This is a genomic window from Mycolicibacterium novocastrense (assembly GCF_001570485.1).
Lineage (GTDB): Bacteria > Actinomycetota > Actinomycetes > Mycobacteriales > Mycobacteriaceae > Mycobacterium > Mycobacterium novocastrense.
Window position 1 is genome coordinate 24,487 of the sequence record NZ_BCTA01000077.1, and the last position, 18,558, is coordinate 43,044.

The 18,558-nt window shown below is 67.6% G+C and carries 22 protein-coding genes and 1 pseudogene; 9 read left to right on the plus strand and 14 right to left on the minus strand.

What is annotated here, in order from left to right; genetic code table 11:
- Positions 1-15: 15 nt before the first annotated feature.
- From RMCN_RS24740 to RMCN_RS24750, 3 genes and pseudogenes are all read left to right on the plus strand, one after another.
- The gene (locus RMCN_RS24740; protein ID WP_067394855.1) at positions 16-1,458 is read left to right on the plus strand and encodes a serine/threonine-protein kinase; all 1,443 of its coding nucleotides are present in this window, start codon (positions 16-18) and stop codon (positions 1,456-1,458) included.
- A complete protein-coding gene (locus tag RMCN_RS24745; RefSeq protein WP_064414498.1) occupies positions 1,455-2,342 on the plus strand; it encodes an LLM class F420-dependent oxidoreductase in 888 nt (295 codons plus the stop codon). Before RMCN_RS24740 ends, RMCN_RS24745 begins: the two co-directional genes overlap by 4 nt.
- Positions 2,339-2,731 (plus strand): annotated as a pseudogene (locus RMCN_RS24750) (nuclear transport factor 2 family protein); the annotation flags it as partial. The gene RMCN_RS24745 and the pseudogene RMCN_RS24750, both read left to right, overlap by 4 nt.
- 22 nt (positions 2,732-2,753) lie before the next feature.
- Here the strand turns inward: RMCN_RS24750 and RMCN_RS24755 are convergent.
- From RMCN_RS24755 to RMCN_RS24765, 3 genes are all read right to left on the minus strand, one after another.
- Positions 2,754-3,245, minus strand: a complete 492-nt coding sequence (locus RMCN_RS24755) for an NUDIX hydrolase (protein WP_067394940.1) — start codon at positions 3,243-3,245, stop codon at positions 2,754-2,756.
- Positions 3,246-3,338: 93 nt separating this feature from the next.
- Positions 3,339-3,530 carry a hypothetical protein gene (locus tag RMCN_RS24760; RefSeq protein ID WP_064348755.1) on the minus strand — a complete coding sequence of 64 codons (192 nt, stop codon included), beginning with the start codon at positions 3,528-3,530 and terminating at the stop codon, positions 3,339-3,341.
- Positions 3,531-3,563: 33 nt separating this feature from the next.
- Positions 3,564-4,874, minus strand: coding sequence for an NAD(P)/FAD-dependent oxidoreductase (locus RMCN_RS24765; protein WP_067394858.1), 1,311 nt, complete (start codon positions 4,872-4,874; stop codon positions 3,564-3,566).
- 45 nt (positions 4,875-4,919) lie between these two features.
- On the opposite strand from RMCN_RS24765, the gene RMCN_RS24770 reads away from it, so the two are divergent.
- From RMCN_RS24770 to RMCN_RS24780, 3 genes are all read left to right on the plus strand, one after another.
- Positions 4,920-5,732 (plus strand): hypothetical protein, encoded by an 813-nt coding sequence (locus RMCN_RS24770; RefSeq protein WP_067394861.1) that lies wholly within the window; start codon positions 4,920-4,922, stop codon positions 5,730-5,732.
- Between the two features lie 189 nt (positions 5,733-5,921).
- Positions 5,922-6,227, plus strand: a complete 306-nt coding sequence (locus RMCN_RS24775; RefSeq protein WP_064414496.1) for a hypothetical protein — start codon at positions 5,922-5,924, stop codon at positions 6,225-6,227.
- Between the two features lie 74 nt (positions 6,228-6,301).
- Entirely contained in the window at positions 6,302-7,252 is a 951-nt protein-coding gene (locus RMCN_RS24780) for an ankyrin repeat domain-containing protein (protein ID WP_067394943.1), read from the plus strand.
- Between the two features lie 58 nt (positions 7,253-7,310).
- On the opposite strand, the gene RMCN_RS24785 is transcribed toward RMCN_RS24780, so the two are convergent.
- The 5 genes from RMCN_RS24785 to RMCN_RS24805 all read right to left on the minus strand — a co-directional run bounded on the left by RMCN_RS24785 (position 7,311) and on the right by RMCN_RS24805 (position 9,870).
- Entirely contained in the window at positions 7,311-7,676 is a 366-nt protein-coding gene (locus RMCN_RS24785; RefSeq protein WP_064414495.1) for a DUF732 domain-containing protein, read from the minus strand.
- Between the two features lie 25 nt (positions 7,677-7,701).
- The gene (locus RMCN_RS24790) at positions 7,702-8,283 is read right to left on the minus strand and encodes a hypothetical protein (RefSeq protein WP_174523772.1); all 582 of its coding nucleotides are present in this window, start codon (positions 8,281-8,283) and stop codon (positions 7,702-7,704) included.
- 121 nt (positions 8,284-8,404) lie between these two features.
- Entirely contained in the window at positions 8,405-8,587 is a 183-nt protein-coding gene (locus RMCN_RS24795; RefSeq protein WP_067394864.1) for a hypothetical protein, read from the minus strand.
- A complete protein-coding gene (locus RMCN_RS24800; RefSeq protein ID WP_064414493.1) occupies positions 8,584-9,021 on the minus strand; it encodes a hypothetical protein in 438 nt (145 codons plus the stop codon). The genes RMCN_RS24795 and RMCN_RS24800 overlap by 4 nt, the downstream gene beginning before the upstream one ends.
- Positions 9,022-9,066: 45 nt before the next feature.
- Positions 9,067-9,870, minus strand: coding sequence for a nuclear transport factor 2 family protein (locus tag RMCN_RS24805; protein WP_067394866.1), 804 nt, complete (start codon positions 9,868-9,870; stop codon positions 9,067-9,069).
- Between the two features lie 107 nt (positions 9,871-9,977).
- Here RMCN_RS24805 and RMCN_RS24810 point away from each other — a divergent pair, with 107 nt between their 5' ends.
- Positions 9,978-10,397 carry an Rv0313 family protein gene (locus tag RMCN_RS24810; protein WP_064414491.1) on the plus strand — a complete coding sequence of 140 codons (420 nt, stop codon included), beginning with the start codon at positions 9,978-9,980 and terminating at the stop codon, positions 10,395-10,397.
- 21 nt (positions 10,398-10,418) lie between these two features.
- Here RMCN_RS24810 and RMCN_RS24815 read toward each other — a convergent pair whose 3' ends face one another.
- Entirely contained in the window at positions 10,419-11,420 is a 1,002-nt protein-coding gene (locus tag RMCN_RS24815) for an alpha/beta hydrolase (protein WP_067394869.1), read from the minus strand.
- Positions 11,421-11,673: 253 nt separating this feature from the next.
- Between RMCN_RS24815 and RMCN_RS24820 the strand changes: the two genes are divergently transcribed.
- Entirely contained in the window at positions 11,674-13,131 is a 1,458-nt protein-coding gene (locus RMCN_RS24820; protein WP_067394873.1) for an aldehyde dehydrogenase, read from the plus strand.
- Here the strand turns inward: RMCN_RS24820 and RMCN_RS24825 are convergent.
- From RMCN_RS24825 to RMCN_RS24845, 5 genes are read right to left on the minus strand one after another with little or no spacing between them, the layout of a single operon-like run.
- On the minus strand, positions 13,123-13,545 hold the full coding sequence (locus RMCN_RS24825) for a hotdog family protein (protein ID WP_067394876.1): 423 nt from the start codon (positions 13,543-13,545) through the stop codon (positions 13,123-13,125). The genes RMCN_RS24820 and RMCN_RS24825 overlap by 9 nt on opposite strands.
- A complete protein-coding gene (locus tag RMCN_RS24830) occupies positions 13,542-14,015 on the minus strand; it encodes an FAS1-like dehydratase domain-containing protein (RefSeq protein WP_064414519.1) in 474 nt (157 codons plus the stop codon). The genes RMCN_RS24825 and RMCN_RS24830 overlap by 4 nt, the downstream gene beginning before the upstream one ends.
- A gap of 53 nt (positions 14,016-14,068) precedes the next feature.
- Positions 14,069-14,482: a nuclear transport factor 2 family protein gene (locus RMCN_RS24835; RefSeq protein ID WP_067394879.1), complete on the minus strand. Its 414-nt coding sequence runs from the start codon at positions 14,480-14,482 to the stop codon at positions 14,069-14,071.
- Positions 14,483-14,494: 12 nt separating this feature from the next.
- On the minus strand, positions 14,495-16,096 hold the full coding sequence (locus RMCN_RS24840; RefSeq protein ID WP_067394881.1) for an AMP-binding protein: 1,602 nt from the start codon (positions 16,094-16,096) through the stop codon (positions 14,495-14,497).
- Positions 16,096-17,211, minus strand: a complete 1,116-nt coding sequence (locus tag RMCN_RS24845) for an aromatic ring-hydroxylating oxygenase subunit alpha (protein WP_067394885.1) — start codon at positions 17,209-17,211, stop codon at positions 16,096-16,098. The genes RMCN_RS24840 and RMCN_RS24845 overlap by 1 nt, the downstream gene beginning before the upstream one ends.
- A 105-nt stretch (positions 17,212-17,316) precedes the next feature.
- Between RMCN_RS24845 and RMCN_RS24850 the strand changes: the two genes are divergently transcribed.
- Positions 17,317-18,558 carry a cytochrome P450 gene (locus tag RMCN_RS24850; protein WP_067394888.1) on the plus strand — a complete coding sequence of 414 codons (1,242 nt, stop codon included), beginning with the start codon at positions 17,317-17,319 and terminating at the stop codon, positions 18,556-18,558.

The following is an 18,558-nucleotide window of genomic DNA, read 5'->3' on the forward strand; positions in this document are numbered from 1 at the left end:
TCGTACTATTCGGCCATGCCGTTGGCCGAGGGGGCGACTTTCGCCGGATACACCATCGTGCGTTTACTCGGCTCCGGCGGAATGGGCGAGGTCTACCTGGCCCAGCATCCGCGCCTCCCCCGCCGCGACGCGCTCAAGGTGCTTCCCGCGTCGGTGTCGGCCGACGACGAGTACCGCAGGCGGTTCCAGCGCGAGGCCGACATCGCGGCCACGCTGTGGCATCCGCACATCGTCGGGATCCACGATCGTGGCGAGGCCGACGGCCAGATCTGGATCTCGATGGATTACGTCGACGGCACCGACGCGGCGCAACTGCTCAAGGAGCATCATCCCAACGGCATGCCTCCGCAGGAGGTCGCCGCGATCGTCACCGCCATCGCCGACGCCCTCGACTACGCCCACCAGGGCGGTCTGCTGCACCGCGATGTGAAACCCGCCAACATCCTGCTCGCCCGGCCCGAGACCGACGATCGACGAATCCTGTTGGCCGACTTCGGGATCGCCCGCTGGGCCGACGACGTCAGCGGTCTCACCGCGACCAACATGACGGTGGGCACGGTGTCCTACGCGGCGCCCGAGCAGTTGATGGGCGAGACGCTCGACGGCCGAGCAGACCAGTATGCGTTGGCCGCCACCGCGTTTCACCTGCTGACCGGTTCGCCGCCGTTTCGCAACTCGAATCCGGCCGTGGTCATCAGCCAGCACCTGTCGGCGTCGCCGCCGGCGATCGGCACCCGCCGACCGGACCTGGCGAACCTGGATCCCGTGCTGGCCAAGGCGATGTCCAAGAACCCCAAAGACCGGTTCGAGCGCTGCGCGGACTTCGCCAGGGCGCTCGGCCACCACCTCGGTGTCGCCGCGGCGGACCCCGACAGCACCCGACTCGCCGTGGCGGCCGCCCACCCGAAGAGGCCGTGGCTGCGGCCGGGGATCATGGTGCCCGCGGTTCTTGCGGTGCTGCTGGTCGCCGCTGTCGTGGTGGCGGCCTTCCTGTTCGGCGAGGAACGCGCGAACGCCCCGGGCAGGTCCACCACCGCCGCTTCGTCACCGCCGCGGCCCGCACCCCCACCCCCGCCGCCGACGACGACCACCACGACAGACGCCCCCACGACCACCGCAACCGACGACGACACCACCGCCACGACAACAACGCCGTCATCGCCCGCCGACGACTCCGCCGCGGTCATCGGGGCCAACTGCTCACCCGAGGGCGCGACCGCCCAGACCGCCGACGGCTCGACCGCCTACTGCTCGACACTGCAGAGCACGGGCGCCACGATCTGGTCGCTGACCGAGGGCGACGTCCCGAGCCCGACGGTCACCACCGAGGCGACCGAGCCGCCGCTGCCGATCGCCGAGGAATCGCCCGTTCGGGTGTGCATGGAGCAGACCGGTCAGACCCGCCGCGAGTGTCGAAGAGACATCCGGGAGAGCAACGGTTTGCCGCCGCTGCCATGAAATACGCCGTCGTCGCGCCCGTTGCGGCGGGCGTCACCGCAGACCCCGCCTTCATGGCCGCGTTCGCCGCGCATCTGGAGGCCTGCGGGTTCGAGTCACTGGTCGTGGTCGAGCACACCGTCCTGATGTCGCGCTACACCAGCGTCTACCCCTACGACGAGTCCGGTCGGGTCGAACTGCCCGCCGACTGCGCCGTGCCCGATCCGCTCGACCTGCTCGCCTTCCTGGCCGGTCACACCAGGCGACTCGGGCTGGCCACCGGCGTGCTCGTGCTGCCCAACCACCACCCGGTGGTGCTGGCCAAGCGGGCGGCCACGGTCGACGTGCTCTCCGGCGGGCGACTGCGGCTGTGCGTGGGAATGGGTTGGCTCAAAGAGGAGATCGAGGCGTGCGGAGCCGACTTCGCAAGCCGGGGCCGGCGCGCCGACGAGCAACTGGCCGTGCTGCGGCTGCTGTGGCAGGACCGTCCCGAAGGAGCCGACTTCCACGGCGAGTTCTTCGATTTCGACAACGCCATGTGCTATCCGAAACCTCTGGCGCACATACCGATTCACATCGGTGGGCACAGCAGGGCGGCCGCCAGGCGGGCCGGCAGGCTCGGTGACGGGTTCCAACCGCTCGGCGTGGGTGGTGCCGAGTTGGCCGAACTGGTCTCGCTGATGCGCGAGGAGGCCGAACGATGCGGGCGCGACCCCGATGCGCTGGAGCTCTCGCTCGGACACCTGGTCACCAAGATCGACGCTGAGCGGGCGGCCAAACTGGAGGCGCACGGTGCGGACCGCGCGATCCTGGCCATGCCGCCGACGACCGATATCGACGAAGCGCGCGACGTGTTGTCCGCATGCGCGCAGCGGCTCGGGCTGACCTCCATGGGCTCCTCATGAGGCTCAGTACCGCCGACCGACTGGCGCTGGCCGACCTGGTGCACGTCTACGCCTCGGCCGTCGACGACCGCCGATTCGACGACGTCGTCGAGCTGTTCACCGAGAACGCCGAGCTGCGGCTGCCCGACCCACCACGCACGCTGGAGCCGGTGCGCCGCCACCATGGCCGCGACGGGGTGCGCGCGGCGATGGCCTCGCTGGCCGCTGTGGCCAGGACCGAACATGCGATCGTCGGCGAGGTGTACGCCGCAGCCGACGAAGCCGACTACGCGCTCGGGCGCATCACCTGTATCGCCCACCATTGGACGGTCAGCGACGGTCAGGCGTCCGATCTGGTGTGGCATCTGCGCTACGACGACGAGTATCTGCGGACGCGGGCGGGCTGGCGCATCCACGGTCGCGCATTGACGATCAATGCGATCGAGACTCGGCCGGTGCGTCGTCTGCGATTGCCGCCATCAGGCGGTCCAGTAGGACCCGCTGACCCTTCAGCAGCTTGGACCGAGCCTGCGCCACGGGGAACCAAGCAGCCCGGTCGATTTCGGGAAACTCCCTGATCGCGCCAGACCCTTTTGGCCACTCCATGGTGAAGGTGTTGGAGAAGGTGCCCTCCAGGTCGAGGTCGCCTTGCACCGCGAATGCTGTCACGATCTTGCCGCCGGGTTGTTTGACGGGCCCCAACGCGATGCGGGGGCCCTGCGGCGGACGCTTGCCCAGTTCCTCTTCGAATTCGCGGCGCGCGACGGTCCACGGGTCCTCGCCCTCGCCGTATTCGCCCTTGGGAATCGACCAGGCCCCTTCGTCCTTGCGCGCCCAGAACGGTCCGCCCGGGTGGCCGATGAGCACCTCGACGTCACCGTCACGCACCCGGTAGAGCAACAGCCCCGCACTCAACTTCGGCACGTTCCCCATCTTCCGCGAGCGACCGTGGCTGTACACCGACACGCCGCGTTCGGGCGTACAAAAGCGGTCGCTCACGGCCGGGAAGGGCGGCGGTCAGTACTTGCGGTCGCCCTCGCTGCTGTCGAAGAAGTCCCAGTCGCCGTCGTCGTTCTTGACCTCCATGCGCCAGCCGAGTTCGGGGTCCGCCTTCTGGTCGACGAACCAGGCATGAGCATCGTCGGCGCTCTCGATGTCCTTGGTGTCGACAACCTCGCCCTTGGGGTTCAGCACGCGATAAGTAGCCATGCCGACACAATTCCCCGGTTCAACGGGTTTGAATCAGCCCGCTTTCGGCGTCGGGATGCCCTCGCTGGCCGAGAACTGCGCGTCCTCCTGCGTGGACAGCCCGAACGAGACGACGGACCGGTCGAAGAACAGATCGGTCAGGTAGGCCAGCGTCACCGCCCAGCGGTTGACGAACCGCGGAATCGCGTACACGTGATAGGCCCGGGTAACGACCTTGGCCGGGAAGCCGGACAACTGGATGTTGAGCGGATTGGCCACGGCGTAACGCGGGCCCAGGTCGACGACCAGGCCCATGTTGCGGTGCTTGTAGCGCTTCGGTTTGCCCACGCCGAGGCTGGCTGCGACGTTGCGCGCCAACACCTTTCCCTGCCGCGTGGCGTGCTGGGCGGTCGGCGGCGTGATCTTGCCGGGCTGTGTGACGTCGGGCACCGCGGCCGCATCGCCCGCGGCGAACACCCCGGGGTGGCCGGGAACCTCGAGTTCGGTGGTCACTTTCAGCCGGCCGCTCTCGGTCGGCAGCCCCAGCTTCTCGATCAGCGGCGCACCCGTCACCCCGGTGACCCACGCGACGGTATGGGTGCGGATCAGCGAATCATCGCTGAGCACAACATGTTCGGCGTGTACCTCCTTGAGCGTCACTCCCAGTCGGACGTCGATGCCGCGCGACTTGAGCACGCGCTGCGCCGCGGCACCCAGCTTCTCCCCGACTTCCGGCATAACCTGCTCGGCCAGGTCGAGCAACAGGAACTTCACCTCGTTCGGGTCGAAGCCCATCTGATTGGCGGCCGCGTCGGCCAGCGCCCGCAGTTGCACCGCCAGTTCCGTACCCGAGTACGACGCGCCGACCACGACGATCGTGCGCCGCGCCTGACGGCGGCCGGCATCGTCGTCGACATCGGCCAGTTCGAGTTGCTGGAGCACGTGATCGCGCAGATACAGGGCTTCGGCGGTCGACTTGAGACCGCGCGCGTGCTCGGCGAGGCCGGGCACGTCGAACAGCTTGGTGACCGAACCGGGGGTCAGTACCAGCCGGTCCCATGACAGCGCGCGTGACCGTTCCTCGGGATCGGTGAAGGTGACGGTGCGTCCTTGGAAGTCGACCTCGTCGACGCGGCCGCGGATCGCCTGCACCCCGCGCAAGGCGTTGGCCAACGGGATCGCGACGAAGCGGGCATCGACCAACCCGCCGGCGACGTCAGGTAGCAGCGGCGTGTACAGCATGTAGTCGACCGGGGAGATGATCGAGATCTCGACGTCGGAACGCTCTTTGCGCAGTTTCTTGGCCAGGGTGCGCGCACACTCGAAACCGGTGAATCCGCTGCCGACGATTACCACGGAGGTCATGCGCCCGACTGTACGGAACCGCCCCCGTCGGGGAATGCTGGAGGCATGACGCGCCCGGAACCTCTGCGCCGATTCGACCCGCTCCGACCCCTCGACATGTTGACCGCGTTGTGGTCCTCGGCCGCGGTGACGCCGGTCACCACCGGGGCGGCCGCGGCGTACCGAACACTGTTCCTGACGGTCCGCCGACTCGTCGTCGGCAGGCGACTCACCGTCAAACTCGACGAGGGTGATCTGACGCTGACGGTCACCGAGTTCGACTCGCGCCTTGATGTCCGGGGTCTCTCGGTCGGTCAGCTCAACGACGTACGGCTGGCCGCGCGCGACATTCAGTGCAACGGGGCGCAGTTCGACCACGCCACCGCGGTGTTGCACAACGTGCACATGCGGCCCACGGCGCCACCGGTGCTGGTCGCCGCGCCCGTCGAACTGACGTTGGAGATTCCGGCGCCGGTTCTCGACGACGTGTTCCGCTGGGCGGCGCCGCGGCTCTCGGGCGCGGTCGGCGCCGACGGTGTGGCCCGGCTGCGCCTGGCGCGGCGGCCGGGCGCCGGCCACCTCGAGGTCGACGCACATCTGGACGGCTCGACACTGTGGCTCAAACCACGCTGCCTCACCTTCGGCCGGACACGCTGTCCGCTTCCGGCCCGGACCCCGGCCTACCCCGTGCGGCTGCCCGAACTGCCGCACGGTGTGCGACTCACCGGAATCAGCTTCGCACCGGGTGTGGTGCGGCTGTCGGCGTCGGTGGCGGAGTGGCGGATGGACCTGCCGCTGACGAGGCTCGAGGACATCCTCGGCCAGTTGAGCGCAGTCGGCCGTCCACTGCAGCTGAGCCGGTTGGGGCGCCTACTCTGACAGTGTTTGCGCACACCGAACATCGTTGCGCCGCTTAAAATCTGCCAATCTCCGGTCAATTTCTGCCAGGGAATTAAACCCGTCTCTTCTTGGTTGCCGCTTATGAGTCGACCGGAACGCGTCCGATCCGAATTTATTTGGTGGAAAGCGGGTTTCGGTGGCTCGCAGACATAGAAAAGAGGCACGTCAATGAAAAAGATAGGAATTGCAGCCGTAGCGAGCGGACTGGCCGCCGCCCTGATCGGGCTGGCCGCACCGGTGGCCGCCGCACCGTCGGGGTCGCAGAACGCACAGGACACCATCAACCAGCTCAAATCTGAGGGGTACAGGGTCATCGTCACTCAGGTGGGGACGGCCCCGCTGAGCGAGGCCGAGGTGGTCGCGGTCCGCGAGGGCCCCACCTTCACCCGGATCGACGCAGGCGCCCCGGTGATCGGGAGCAGCCACAACTACATCACACATCAGGACCGTCTCGTCTACGTAGACGTCAAGTAGCCGGTACTTGAAAGACGGCGCGAGAGGGGCACCCGCAGGGGTGCCCCTCTTCGCGTATGGGCACAATCCTCGCTGTGGCCGAACTCGCCCGGTATCAGGACGGGACCGTATGGGTCGTCATCCTGCTCGACGGCGCCGATCTGGTTTTCTGCACCGATTACGCGGACGGCGAACCGCCGAGGGGCACCTCCGAGACCCGCATGCGGGTCGAGGATTTCGTCGCCCGAGGCGAAGGTCCGTGGCCCTGGTACGACCTCGGTCCAAAGCGTGAGGGTGTGTTACGAGCGCTGGCCGGACTCGATGTCGACCCACCGGAATGGACAGAGCCACTACCACCGGACGTGCTGGACCTGTTTCGCCGGGCGCAGCGCGGCGACTCGGCGGTGATCGAGATGCTCGCGATGGGCGCCGATCCCGATCCAGTGGATGCGTGTGGTGCGTCACCGCTCTGGTACGCGGTGCGCTCACCGGGCCTGGGCCTCGCGGTGGCGCTCATCGATGCGGGGGCCGACGCGGGACGGCGCATCGAGTTGTCGGCCCGCGGTGAGCGCTACACCACGATCCTGCACGAGATCGTGCGCAATGGGCGCACCGTGGCGCTGAAACACGCCCTGGCCAACGGCGTGTGCCCGGCGCTGCTGGACTCCGAAGGTGCGACACCGCTGCACGTGCTCGGCGGCGACGGCGACAACGTCAACCCGGAGTCGGTGCGCGCACTGGTGCGCGCCGGTGCGCCGGTCGACGCCGCGCTGCCCGACGGCACCCAACCCATCGACCGGGCCGCGCGGCGTCTGCTGCCCGCGACCGTCGCCACACTCGTCGATCACGGTGCCGATCCGGGGCGCGGTCTCGACGCGCTGATGTCGTGGTGGGCGGCCGGGGTGTCGTGCTGCGTCCAGCGGGCCGGCGTCGTGACCGACGTCGTCGAGGTGCTGCGCACCGCGGGCGCCCAGGTGAGCCAACGTCACCGTGACGCCGCTGCCGCCGCCGGCGTCGAGCAGGTGACGGCGGCCCTGCGTCGGTGAGGCGTCAAAGCGTGGCCGGATACGTCCGATACGTCGCCATCGGATCCGGCGGCGGCCTCTAGATTCCGAGGAACGGCAGCGGGATCGGCGAATCACCGTTGCCGATCGACGACACCATCGCGGGGCAGAACATCGAGATCGCGATGCCGGTGAACATGGTTGCCGGCCCCAGTGACATACCGCCCATTTCGGCGACCTTGGCCGCGACGTTGGCGGCGTTCTGGCCCGGATCGGCGAGCATGGGGCACACCTGTTGGCCCACCGCGACCGCACTGTTCGGATCGCTCATGACGACACCGGCCTCCGTCACCGCGTTGATGAACGCGTCGTCGACCGGGTCAGCCTGCGCCGGCGCAGCCACCAAGGCCGCGGCGGCCAGAAGTCCGGAGGTCAGCGCGAGCGCCGACACGGGTTTGCTAAGCACCCGGGAATCCTACGCCGTGGACCCCTCAGACGCCCGTCCAGGCGGTGTCGATGGTGGCGCCCACGTCGATCACCTTGGCCTTCTGGGAGGCCGGGCTGTCGATCTCGCCGGCGACGTGCGCGGCGATGAACCGCCGGATCTCGGCGTCGATGCCACCGAGAATGCGCACCACCTCCCCTCGCAGCGACTTGGATGTCACATGGATGGAGATGTCGGAGGCCCGCGGTTTCTCGACGTCGAGGATCAGCAGCAACGGTTCGGCGGCGCGCGCGGTGGCGTTCAGCGCGATCTCCCCGAAAACCATGAACTTCGGCTTGTCGATGCGCAGATCGACCATCATGTCGATCTCCAGCGGGATGCGGATGGCGAACGTGATCAGCGGTCCCACGTGGCGGGTCAGTCGCGGCTCCTGGATCCGCACCTTGGCGGTGACCTTGGCGATTTTGCCCGGGCCCTGAGCGATGGGTCCCATCTCGAACTCATCGCCGGCGATATCGGCGATGGCGCTGCCGACACGCTGCTCGGTCACGGCGACCTCGAAGAATCTGCGGCCGAATTCCTCGTAGGTGATCTCGGTGGACTCATCGTCGACAGGCATGGTGCTCATACCGTCTCACGCGCCCAACTCGGGCTGCACGCGACGCGACCGCCGCGACCGAATCGAGACACCTCGTGCACGCCTCCCGCGATGCTTCTGCAACCGTTCCGCGATCCTGTGCGCCGGCCCGTCAGGCACCGTCGTTACTGCGCGCCTCGGCCCCGCTCTCCTCTGCGTCGATGGCGTCGTCGGAGGATGTCTGGCCAACATAGGTGCCGTCGTCGCCGCTGTCCTTACCGGCGCGGGAGCTCGCCACGTGGTCGTCCTCGGTGACGCCCTCTTCGCTGCTGTCGTCGTCTTCGCGCGGAGTCATGCGGCCGGATTACCCGCGGTGGAGGTGGTCAAACGGTCGCTCGACGGGGACCGGGGCGGCACGAGCTTGAGCGCCAGGAGCCCGAGCAGCGCCACGATCAGGGCCGGTGTCCCGTACAGCAGGACCCCCATGGCCAGGGTTGTCGTCGAACCGCTCATCGCGGCGGCGACCACGTGAACGGAGAACGCCCAGCTGGCCATCAGGGCGACGCTCATGACGACCACCGCGACGGCCAAGCTGCGGGCAGGCCCGTAGTGCCGGTAACCGGTGACAGTGAGCACCGCGACGGTGGGGATGCCCAGGATCGCGGCGGCCATCCACGTCTGGTCGAGCGTCGCGAGCTGTCCGATCGTCGGCAGGATCAGGCAGGAGGCCAAGACCGCGGCCAGCGCCACGCCCACAACGGCGAACTCGCGTGAATCAGTGTGTCGCATGGTTGCTGAGTTGCCCCGGGTCGAGGACACGAAACGTCGGGTGGTTCAGGCCATCGTCGCGGCGTAGTAGCGGATTCGCCTGATCGCGAACGGGTTCGTCGCCACGTCGGCGATCAGTACGTCGCGCGTCCCGGCGCCTTCGATGCCGCACACCAGGCTCTGACCCGACCCGATCAGTTTGCGGGAGTGGGCGCCGGTCAGCCGGGACAGCAGTTCTGTGCTGCCCATCGGTGTGTGGTCGCCGGCGGTGATCTGCGCGCCGCCGCCCAACCAGCGCCGCAGCCCGACCTCGTCACCCGCACGGGCGGCCGCGAGGAATTCCCCGAACCGCCGCTTGCCCTGGGGGCCGACGCCACGGAAGCCGCCCAGAAAACCGAGCGTCCCGACGATGCCCTGGTTCGTCAGCAGCCCCCGCGACAGCTGGAGCCCGGCGGGCACCGATCGGATCCCCCCGCTGAGGAACTGCCCGACCATCGCCGGGAGCTCCCAATAGGCTGACAGCTCTGCAATTTTCAGCTCACCTGCGTCCTCGTGGAGGTGGTAGCGCAGGTAGGCGGGGATCCGCATGGTCAAACCCGCGGCCATGTGAACCTCGAGCTCCAGATCGCGGACGACGGTCGAGCCCACCACGATGTCGACGTCGCGGTGAAACGCGATGTCGCGCGGGCCGATGAAGGTGTCGTAGAAGCGGGTGATGGCCGTCGGCCCGCGGTGCGGCTGTGCACCCACCGGGTCTTCGACGATCGCGTCGAAGGTGAAGGCGGCGACCCACGCCTGGCGGTCGTGGTCGGCGACCGCGGCCGGGGATCGCTCGACGGCGGCCAGGGCGTCGGCCCGGGAGATGGCCATAGAGGTTGCCTACCACTTCGGGATCGCCTCAGTCGACTACTTCACCGCAGGCGGGCACACTGGAAGCACTACCGCGCAGAGGTGCGGGCGCCCCAGGAGGAGGCACCATGAGCAGCAACGGCCCGTTCGGGTTCGACCCCGAGGAGTTCGACCGCGTCGTGCGCGAAGCCGGTGAGGGGCTGCGCGACGCGCTCGACGGCCTCGGCAGGTTTTTCAGCACGTCGGGGGAACGTGCGGGCTGGGCCAACCTGGTCGACGAGTTCACCCGTTCGTCCCGGCCCCGGCGCGAACCGGAGACCACCGGTGAGACCGGAGACGGGGTGTGGGCCATCTACACCGTCGACGACGACGGGGGTGCGCATATCGAGCAGGTCTACCCCACCGAGCTGGATGCGCTGCGGGCCAACAAGAACAACACCGATCCCGCCCGCAAGGTGCGGTTCCTGCCCTACGGCATCGCGGTCAGCGTATTGGACGCCGGCGAAACGGACTCGGCCCCGGACTCCCCTGCCGCCGACGACATCTAACGCGAAATCGCTTGCACCGCTTCACTGCTCGTTCGTCGGCTGGGCGTCCAGCACTCGCTGGATATCGGGTTTCATCTGCTGTAACTGCTGGCCTGCGTAGCCCCAGCTGTGGATGCCCGCGGGAAAGTTGAACACGCCGTTGTTCCCGCCCGCGGCGATGTAGGCGTCGACGAACGCCCGGTTGGAGTCGATCGCGAAGCCTTCGAGGAAGCCGAGCCCGGCGATGGGCGCGTCGGGATTGGTCAGCGCGGGGTCGGTGAGTGTGCCGTCGCCGCAGTAGATCCAGACCCGCGTCCCGTTGGCTGCGAGCCTGCCTGCCTGCACCGTGGGATCGTTGCGGGCCCATGCGGGATCGCCGGGCGGGCCCCACATCGCGGTGGGATCGAAGCCCCCGTTCCACATCTGGGCCACCCTGACCTGGCCCGGGCCGTTGGGCGCTGACAGGTTCAGAAAGCCCGACAGCGAACCGGCATAACTGAACAGCTGCGGGTGGTAGGCCGCCAGGATCAGCGCCGCGGAACCGCCCATCGAGAACCCGACCACGGCGTTGCGGGTCGGTCGTACCCCTTTGTTGGAGGCCAGCCAGGCCGGAAGTTCCCGGGTCAGGAAGGTCTCCCATTTGTAGGTGTAGGTCGTGCTGTTGCCCACCGCGGGCGCATACCAATCGGAGTAGAAGCTCGATTTGCCGCCGACTGGCATCACCACCGAGATGCCCGAGCCGTCATACCAGTCGAAGGCCTGGGTGTTGATGTCCCAACCGTTGAGGTCGTCGCCGGCCTCCATGCTGTCGAGCAGATACAACGCGGGTGAGTCTGCGCCCGCACCGAGAAACTCGACCCGGACCGTGCGGTTCATCGCCGCCGACGGCACTTCCAGGTGCTCGATCGGCAGACTCGGATCCGAAAAGGCCTGCGCGGACGGGCCTACACTCCCGGCCGCGAGGGCCGGAAGCATCGCGGCGGCCACCGTCGCTGTTGCCCATCGCGCAACCGGGCGCAGTGACGTCCACTTCACGAGCGCCATCGACGACCTCCCTCTCATCGCCGTCCCAGAGCGGACGATACGCCCGCCCGCCCCGGATCGATCGCGAAATGGCATTCCGGCAGGGAGAGTTCGAGTGGACGTCTGCTGGAATGCCATTTCGGGGACTCGCGCCCGCGCCCCTGGCCCGCCAATTTTGTTATGTTTGCACAAATAGCGACTTTGGCGGCCGCCGCATGGTGTGGCGCGATGCGGACATCTGCGGAGCTCGCCCGGTGATCGAGGAGGCGCCGTCGTGAGATCGCTGAGTTACGAACGGCTTTTCATCGGCGGCCGATGGCAGACGCCGGCCACCGGACAACGTATCGCGGTCATCTCGCCGCACACCGAGGAGCAGATCGGCGAAACACCCGAGGCCGCCGCGCAGGACGTCGACCGCGCAGTGCAGGCCGCGCGCAAGGCGTTCGATGAGGGGCCGTGGCCGCGGATGAGCGTCGACGAGCGTATGGAGAAGATCGAGAAGCTCGCGACGGTCTACGCGGCCCACACCGACGAGATGGCCGACCTCATCACCGCGGAGATGGGCTCACCGCGCAGCTTCAGCCGGTTGGGGCAGGCCGCCGGTGCGCTCGCCCAGATACATCTGGGCTTGGCCACCGCGCGGGAGTTCCCGTGGGTCGAGCGGCGGCCCGGGTTGTTCGGCGACGTGCAGATACGACGCGCACCCGTCGGCGTGGTGGGTGCGATCGTGCCGTGGAACGTCCCGCAGTTCCTGATCATGCCGAAGATGATCCCGGCGCTCATCGCGGGCTGCACCGTCGTGGTCAAACCGGCGCCCGAGACGCCCATCGACGCGATGTGGCTGGCGGAGATGCTCGAGGAGGTCGACCTTCCCGACGGTGTCGTGTCGATCCTTCCCGGCGGACGCGACACCGGTGAGCGCCTGGTGCATCACCCCGGCGTGGACAAGATCTCGTTCACCGGTTCGTCGGCCAGCGGACGCCATATCGCCGCCGTGTGCGGCGAGCAACTCAAACGCGTCAGCCTCGAGTTGGGCGGCAAGTCGGCGGCGATCATCCTCGACGACGCCGATATCGAGCGCACAGTCGAGCATTTGAAGACGGCAAGCCTGATGAACAACGGGCAGGCGTGCGTGGCGCAGACGCGGATCCTGGTGAGCGAACGCCGCCACGACGAGGTGGTGGAAGCGCTGGCCGCGATGATGTCGGGGCTCGCGGTGGGTGATCCCGCCGACGATGCCACCGACATCGGACCACTGGTGGCGCAGCGCCAACAGCAGCGGGTGCACGGATACATCGACGCGGGACTCGCCGAGGGTGCGCGAATGGTGTTGGGCGGCACCGACACACCCCATTACCGGGGGTGGTACGTCCAGCCGACGCTGTTCACCGACGTGACCAACGAGATGCGCATCGCCCGCGAGGAGATCTTCGGGCCGGTGCTGACCGTGCTCACCTACTCCGACGAACGCGACGCCATCCGGATCGCCAACGACAGCGACTACGGGCTGGCCGGCTCGGTCTGGACGGCCGACGTCGCGCACGGGCTCGACATCGCCGCAGAGATTCGCACCGGCACCTACGGAATCAACATGTACAGGCTCGATACGACCATGCCGTTCGGCGGCTTCAAGCAGTCCGGAATCGGTCGCGAGTTCGGCGCGGAGGGACTGTCGGAGTATGTCGAGTTGCAGACGACCATCAGCGCGGAAAAGCTGCCCGAGCTAGCGTGACAGCTCGAGTGTCAGCTCCGCCGGGCAGCACAGCTCTCCGCGTTGATTGGACACGGTGATCTGCAGATCGATCAGGCCGGTATGCCGTTTCGCCACGACGCACCCGCGACCCACCATCGAGTCACCGGCGTAGATGGATCCCAGCAGGGTGATCTTGCGGCGCACCACGCGGCTGTAGGGGCCGGCCCAGTCGGTGGCGATTCGGTCGATGAATCCGGCGATGTGCATCGTGTTGACGAAGATCGTCGGATGGCCGTGCTGTTCGGCGTAGCGCGGGTCGTAGTGTGCCGCAAAGTAATCCCACGTGGCACCGGGGTTCATCACGACGCGCTGGTAGTCAATGTGGTCCACCAGTTCGGGCAGCTCCGATCCAACCGCGACCCGCTCCCAGTCCACCCCGGGCGGTGTCCTCACGGCTGTTCCTCGGGGGTGAACCGGAACAAGGTGTTGCGGTTGACGGCGACCAATGTTCCGTCGTCGCGGCGGAACTCGTCGCAGGTCTGGACGAAGTGGCCGGCCCCATGGCGGGTCCGCTTCAGTGGCGAAACCGAGACGACCTCCTCGACCAGGTGCAAGCGATCGCCTTCCACGATCGCGCACGGATACTCGGCGTCGTTGGCGGCGTTGATGAACGTGGTTCCGGGCAGCGGAACGCGGAGCGCGATCGCCGCGACCGGTGATCGGCCGTTCGGCAGCCACGGAGGTGGAATCAGCCACCCCATCAACAGAGCGGGTGGGGCGAGCAGACCGCCCCACTGGCGGCGGGCGAAATCCTCGTCCCAGTAGCCCGGATTGGAGTCGCGAACCATGGCCGCGAAGTGCTGGATGCGGGCCGCACTCACCGCGGTCCCGGCGTACCGCGGCTGTGTGCGCGTGCCGACCATCCGCAACGCGTCTTCGTACGTGCCGAACGCCAGCTCGTACCGGAGGGTCTCGGTCACCCCGGTAGCGCGCTCTCATGCGGAACCGCGTCCCAGGCCAGTCGACGCGAGGCGAAATACCACCCGCCGCGCTCGTAGACGAGGCGATCGGTGTAGCTGCCGGTGGCCTCGAGTTCGTTGTCGCAGAACAGCAATGCGACGCACTGTTGAGTCGCTTCGACGCCATCGACGGTGATGTCGTGGTCAACGGTGACGAGTCGACGGCCGCTGCCGCCGTCGAATGCCTCCGCCAGGTTGGTGAACGACTCCTCACCCCTGGTGTACGTCGCACCGGAGTGCCGGAAGGTGGCGAGCCATCCGGCCAGATCACCGCTGGAGAACAACCGGTTGTGCCTGGCGTCGAGGTTGAGGATGCCCGCCCGGCCCGCCAGCCCGTCGAGCACGTACTGCTGTTGGTAGCTCAATGCCATCGTCTGACTCCTTCACCGACTCAGCAGGTAGCCGTGGGCTTCTCGATCCCACACCGCCGCGCTCAGGCCGCGTTGCCGCAGGACGTCCTTTCGCACCCGCCCGATGACGTTCTTCGGAATCTCGTCCAGCACTTCGAGATACCGAGGCACGCAGAAGTACGGCATGCGCGCGGCGCAGAAGTCCAGGAGTTCTGGAAGGTCCGCCGTCACGCCGGGACGAAGGGCCACGACGACGAGGATGTCGTCCTCGCCCAACTCGCTCGGGACCGCGATCGCGGCGGCTTCGGCGACCGCCGGGTGCCGCATCACCACCTGCTCGAGCTCGACCGACGACACATTCTCGCCTCGCCTGCGAAGCGAGTCCTTGGCGCGGTCGACGAACGTCAGGTTCTGGTCGTTGTCGAGGACACCCAGATCGCCTGTGCGGAACCACTCCGGGTGGGGCTCGATCCGCAGGCCGCGGTGCCCGGGCGCGGACGACACATACCCCTCGCTCATCACATGCGCTGTCCGCGGCCGGCACGCGATCTCACCCGTCACGCCGGGGGCAACGGGATGCCCGTCCCCGTCGACGATGCGGACCTCGAAGGCCGGGTTGACTCGTCCAGACGTACCCGCAACGCCGTCGTCCGAAACCGCCTTGTAGGCGATCGGGAACGCTTCGGTCATTCCGTACATCGTCACCACGCGGCACCGGTACCGCTCCTCGATCGCGCGGTACAGCTGGGCCGAAATGGGGGCGGCCGAGATGAACCGGATTCCGAGCTGCGCATCGCTCGGGTCGGGCGGCAGATTCCACAGCATCGACACCATCGCACCCGCCCCGGCGAACCCCGCTGCGCCACAGGCTCGCAACTCACCTGGCACATCGGCGGGGTGGAAGGCGCTGGCCAGCACGCTGGTGCCGCCGACGAGCATCGGCGCCAGCACCGTCGGGGCTGCGCTGAGGTGAAACAGCGGCATGGCCGTCCAGATCACGTCACCCCGGCCGTACTCCCACGCCGATGCCACGGTGGCGGCCGCGACGAACAGGTAGTGCCATGTGGTCGCCACCGCCTTCGAGGGTCCGGTGGTTCCCGAGGTGAAGAACAGCGCTCCCACCTCGTCCGCGTCTGTGCGCACCACCGGATAGGTGACGTCGTGCGGTCCGCTCAACTCGGTGCCGACCGAATCGTCGATCAGCAGGGTCGCGGCCGGGGCGTCGAGGTCGTCGGCCACCTCGGCGAGTCGAGCACGGCGGGCGTCGTCGGCCACCACCAGCCGGGCCCGCGACACGTTGAGCGCGTGTGTCAGGAAGTCGCCCTTGTTGGCGGCGTTGACCGCGGCACTGACCGCGCCCAACCGGGCGGCACCGAGCCAGAAGTACACCCACTCGGCGCAGGTCCCGGCGAACAGCGCGACGGTGTCACCCCGGCGCACGCCGCGGTCGGCCAGCATGCCCGCCGCGGCGCAGGACCGGTCGCGCATCTGGGCGAACGTGATCGGGGTGCCGTCGATCGACATCATCACCTGATCGCCGAACTGGTCGGCACGGCGGTCGAGAACCGAAGCGACCGTGAAATGTTCGACGCCGAATGCCGTGGGCTCGATGCACGACGCCCTGCCTGCGGGCATCAAGCGTCCGCTGCCGACGGGTCGGGTTCACCGCTGGCCGTGTACCCGAAGTCGGTCGCCGACGGTTCGGCACCCGGATAGAAGCGATGCGCCCAACGTCGCAGCGCGGCGTAGTCACGGGCCTCCTCGGGCGCGAGGTTCGGCTTCTCCAGGTACTTCATGTTCTCCCAGGTGAAGAAGTCCTGTTTGATGACCTCCTGCTGCAACTGCAAGAACTTCGCCGCACGACCCGTGGGCTTGTCGCCGGTCTCGCCCGGTTCGCGGACCGACGCCTGGGTGTAGAAGTAGTCGGTGTAATCCTCGTCGACCGGGGTCTGGCCCGTCACCTGGACGGTGGCGACCAACTCCGAGGGGAAGCGCACCACCCCGAGGCCGAGCGAGTAGTTGTCGTAGATGATCTTCGCGTCCACGGGCCCGTTCGGGGTGAGCCACGTCTTGGCCCGTCCCCCACCGAAATTCGCGTTCACCGTCGCGTGCAGGTGGTACCCGGACACTTCGAACGACGCGGTGTTGGCGGGATTGGCGGCCTTGTGCACGTATTGGACGTGGTACGGGTCGGCCGCGTTCTCGATGATCATCTGGGCGTGCACCTTGACCCGGTTGACCATCCGGGTGTGGGGGTGCAGGGGGTAGTACTCGTCGGTCTCGAGTTCAGGCAACACCGGCGGCTGCCAGTACGGGGCGCGGCCGTGGCGTTCGTGCCAGACCAAGATGAAGCCGTACCACTCGGTGCAGGGATAGCGCTTGATCCGCACATTCTGTTTGCAGCCGATCTTGCTGTAGGGAATCAGCGCGTTGGTGCCCTCACCGGTCCAGTGCCAGCCGTGCCAGGGGCAGACGATGTGCTCGCCCTCGACGGTGCCGCCGACGCCCATGTTGGCGCCCAAATGCTGGCAGTAGGCGTCCAGCACGTTGACCCGGCCGGATTGAGTCCGGAAGATCACCAGCTCCTCGCCGAAGTAGTGGGCGCGTTTGACCTGACCGGGTCCCAGATCGGAGGAGAATCCGACGATGAACCACCCCGTGGGAAACCGGTAGGTGGACAAGCTGATACCGCTGGGCCCGAATTCGCGCTCCGACGGGTCGAGGGTGGGATCGTCGACCGTATCCGTCATCGCAACTCCGTCCGCGCACGCACCAGCCGGGGTCAGCGGCGCTGTCCGTTGCCTATTTTTACTATTTTAGGCATTCTGGGTCAAGGACGGCGAAGGGAACCGCGCATGACGACGACCGCCCCGGTCGACCTCTCCGATCCGGCATTGTGGCAGAACGGTTTTCCCGATGAGCTCTTCACGAAACTGCGGCGCGAGCGGCCCGTCTTCAAGCACGAGCTCACCGAACGGGTGGCGGCGACGCTGAAGCGCGACTTCTGGATGACCACCAAGTTGCATCACGCTCACCGCATCCACCGCGACACCGAATCGTTCACCGCCGCCGAGGGGCCGTTGATCCAAGGAGTGGGCGCCGTGGGGGCGTTCCCGACGATCATCAACATGGATCCGCCCGATCTGCTCAAGCGGCGCCGGGTGATGTCACACGCGTTCACGCCCAAGGCGATCGGAAAGCTCGAGCAGGACATCCGCACACGGGCCGCGGCGCTGATCAACTACCTCCTCGAGCGCGGCGGCGGCGACTGGATCGCCGACGTCGCCGACGCTCTCCCGATGTCCGTGATCGGCGACATCGTCGGGATACCCGAGGAGGACCGACCGGAGATCTTCGATACCTTCGACCTCATCCTGCAGGCCAATTCGGCTCCGTCGGGACGGGAGGCCGAACAACAGCATCTCGAACTGTTCGGCAAGATCTTCACCTATGCCTCGGAACTGACAGCCGCAAAGCGCCTGCGGCCCACCGACGATATCTGGAGCACCCTGGCCACGGCGGTGGTGACCGACGAGAACGGCGAAAAACTGTCGATTCCCGCCACCGAGCTCGACATCTTCTTCTTCGTGATCGCGTTCGCGGGCAGTGACACCACGAAGAACGCACTGGCGTACGGGGTTCGGGCGTTCGTCGACAACCCCGAGCAGGCCGAGCGCTACCGCACCGATCCGTCGGTACGCCAGTCGGCGGTCGAAGAAGTGCTGCGATGGTCGACACCAGTGGCGTTCTGGAGCCGGGTCACCAGGGTCGATGTCGAGATCGACGGCGTCACGATCCCCCGAGGCGAGCGGGTGGTGTCGATGTTGCGGTCGGCCAACCGCGATGAGGACGTCTTCGCCGATCCGTTCGCATTCGACATCGGCCGCGCGGACAACCCCCACGTGGCGTTCGGCGGCGGCGGACCACACCACTGCCTCGGCGCGATGCTGGCTCGCGCGGAGATTCGCGCTGTCCTCGACGAGGTCCTGTGCCGCGCCGAGGACATCACGCTCGGACCGGCCGAGGTCACCTATCCGACGCTGACCAACAACATGACGATCTTCCACTCGATGCCGATTTCGTTGCGGGCCCGCTGA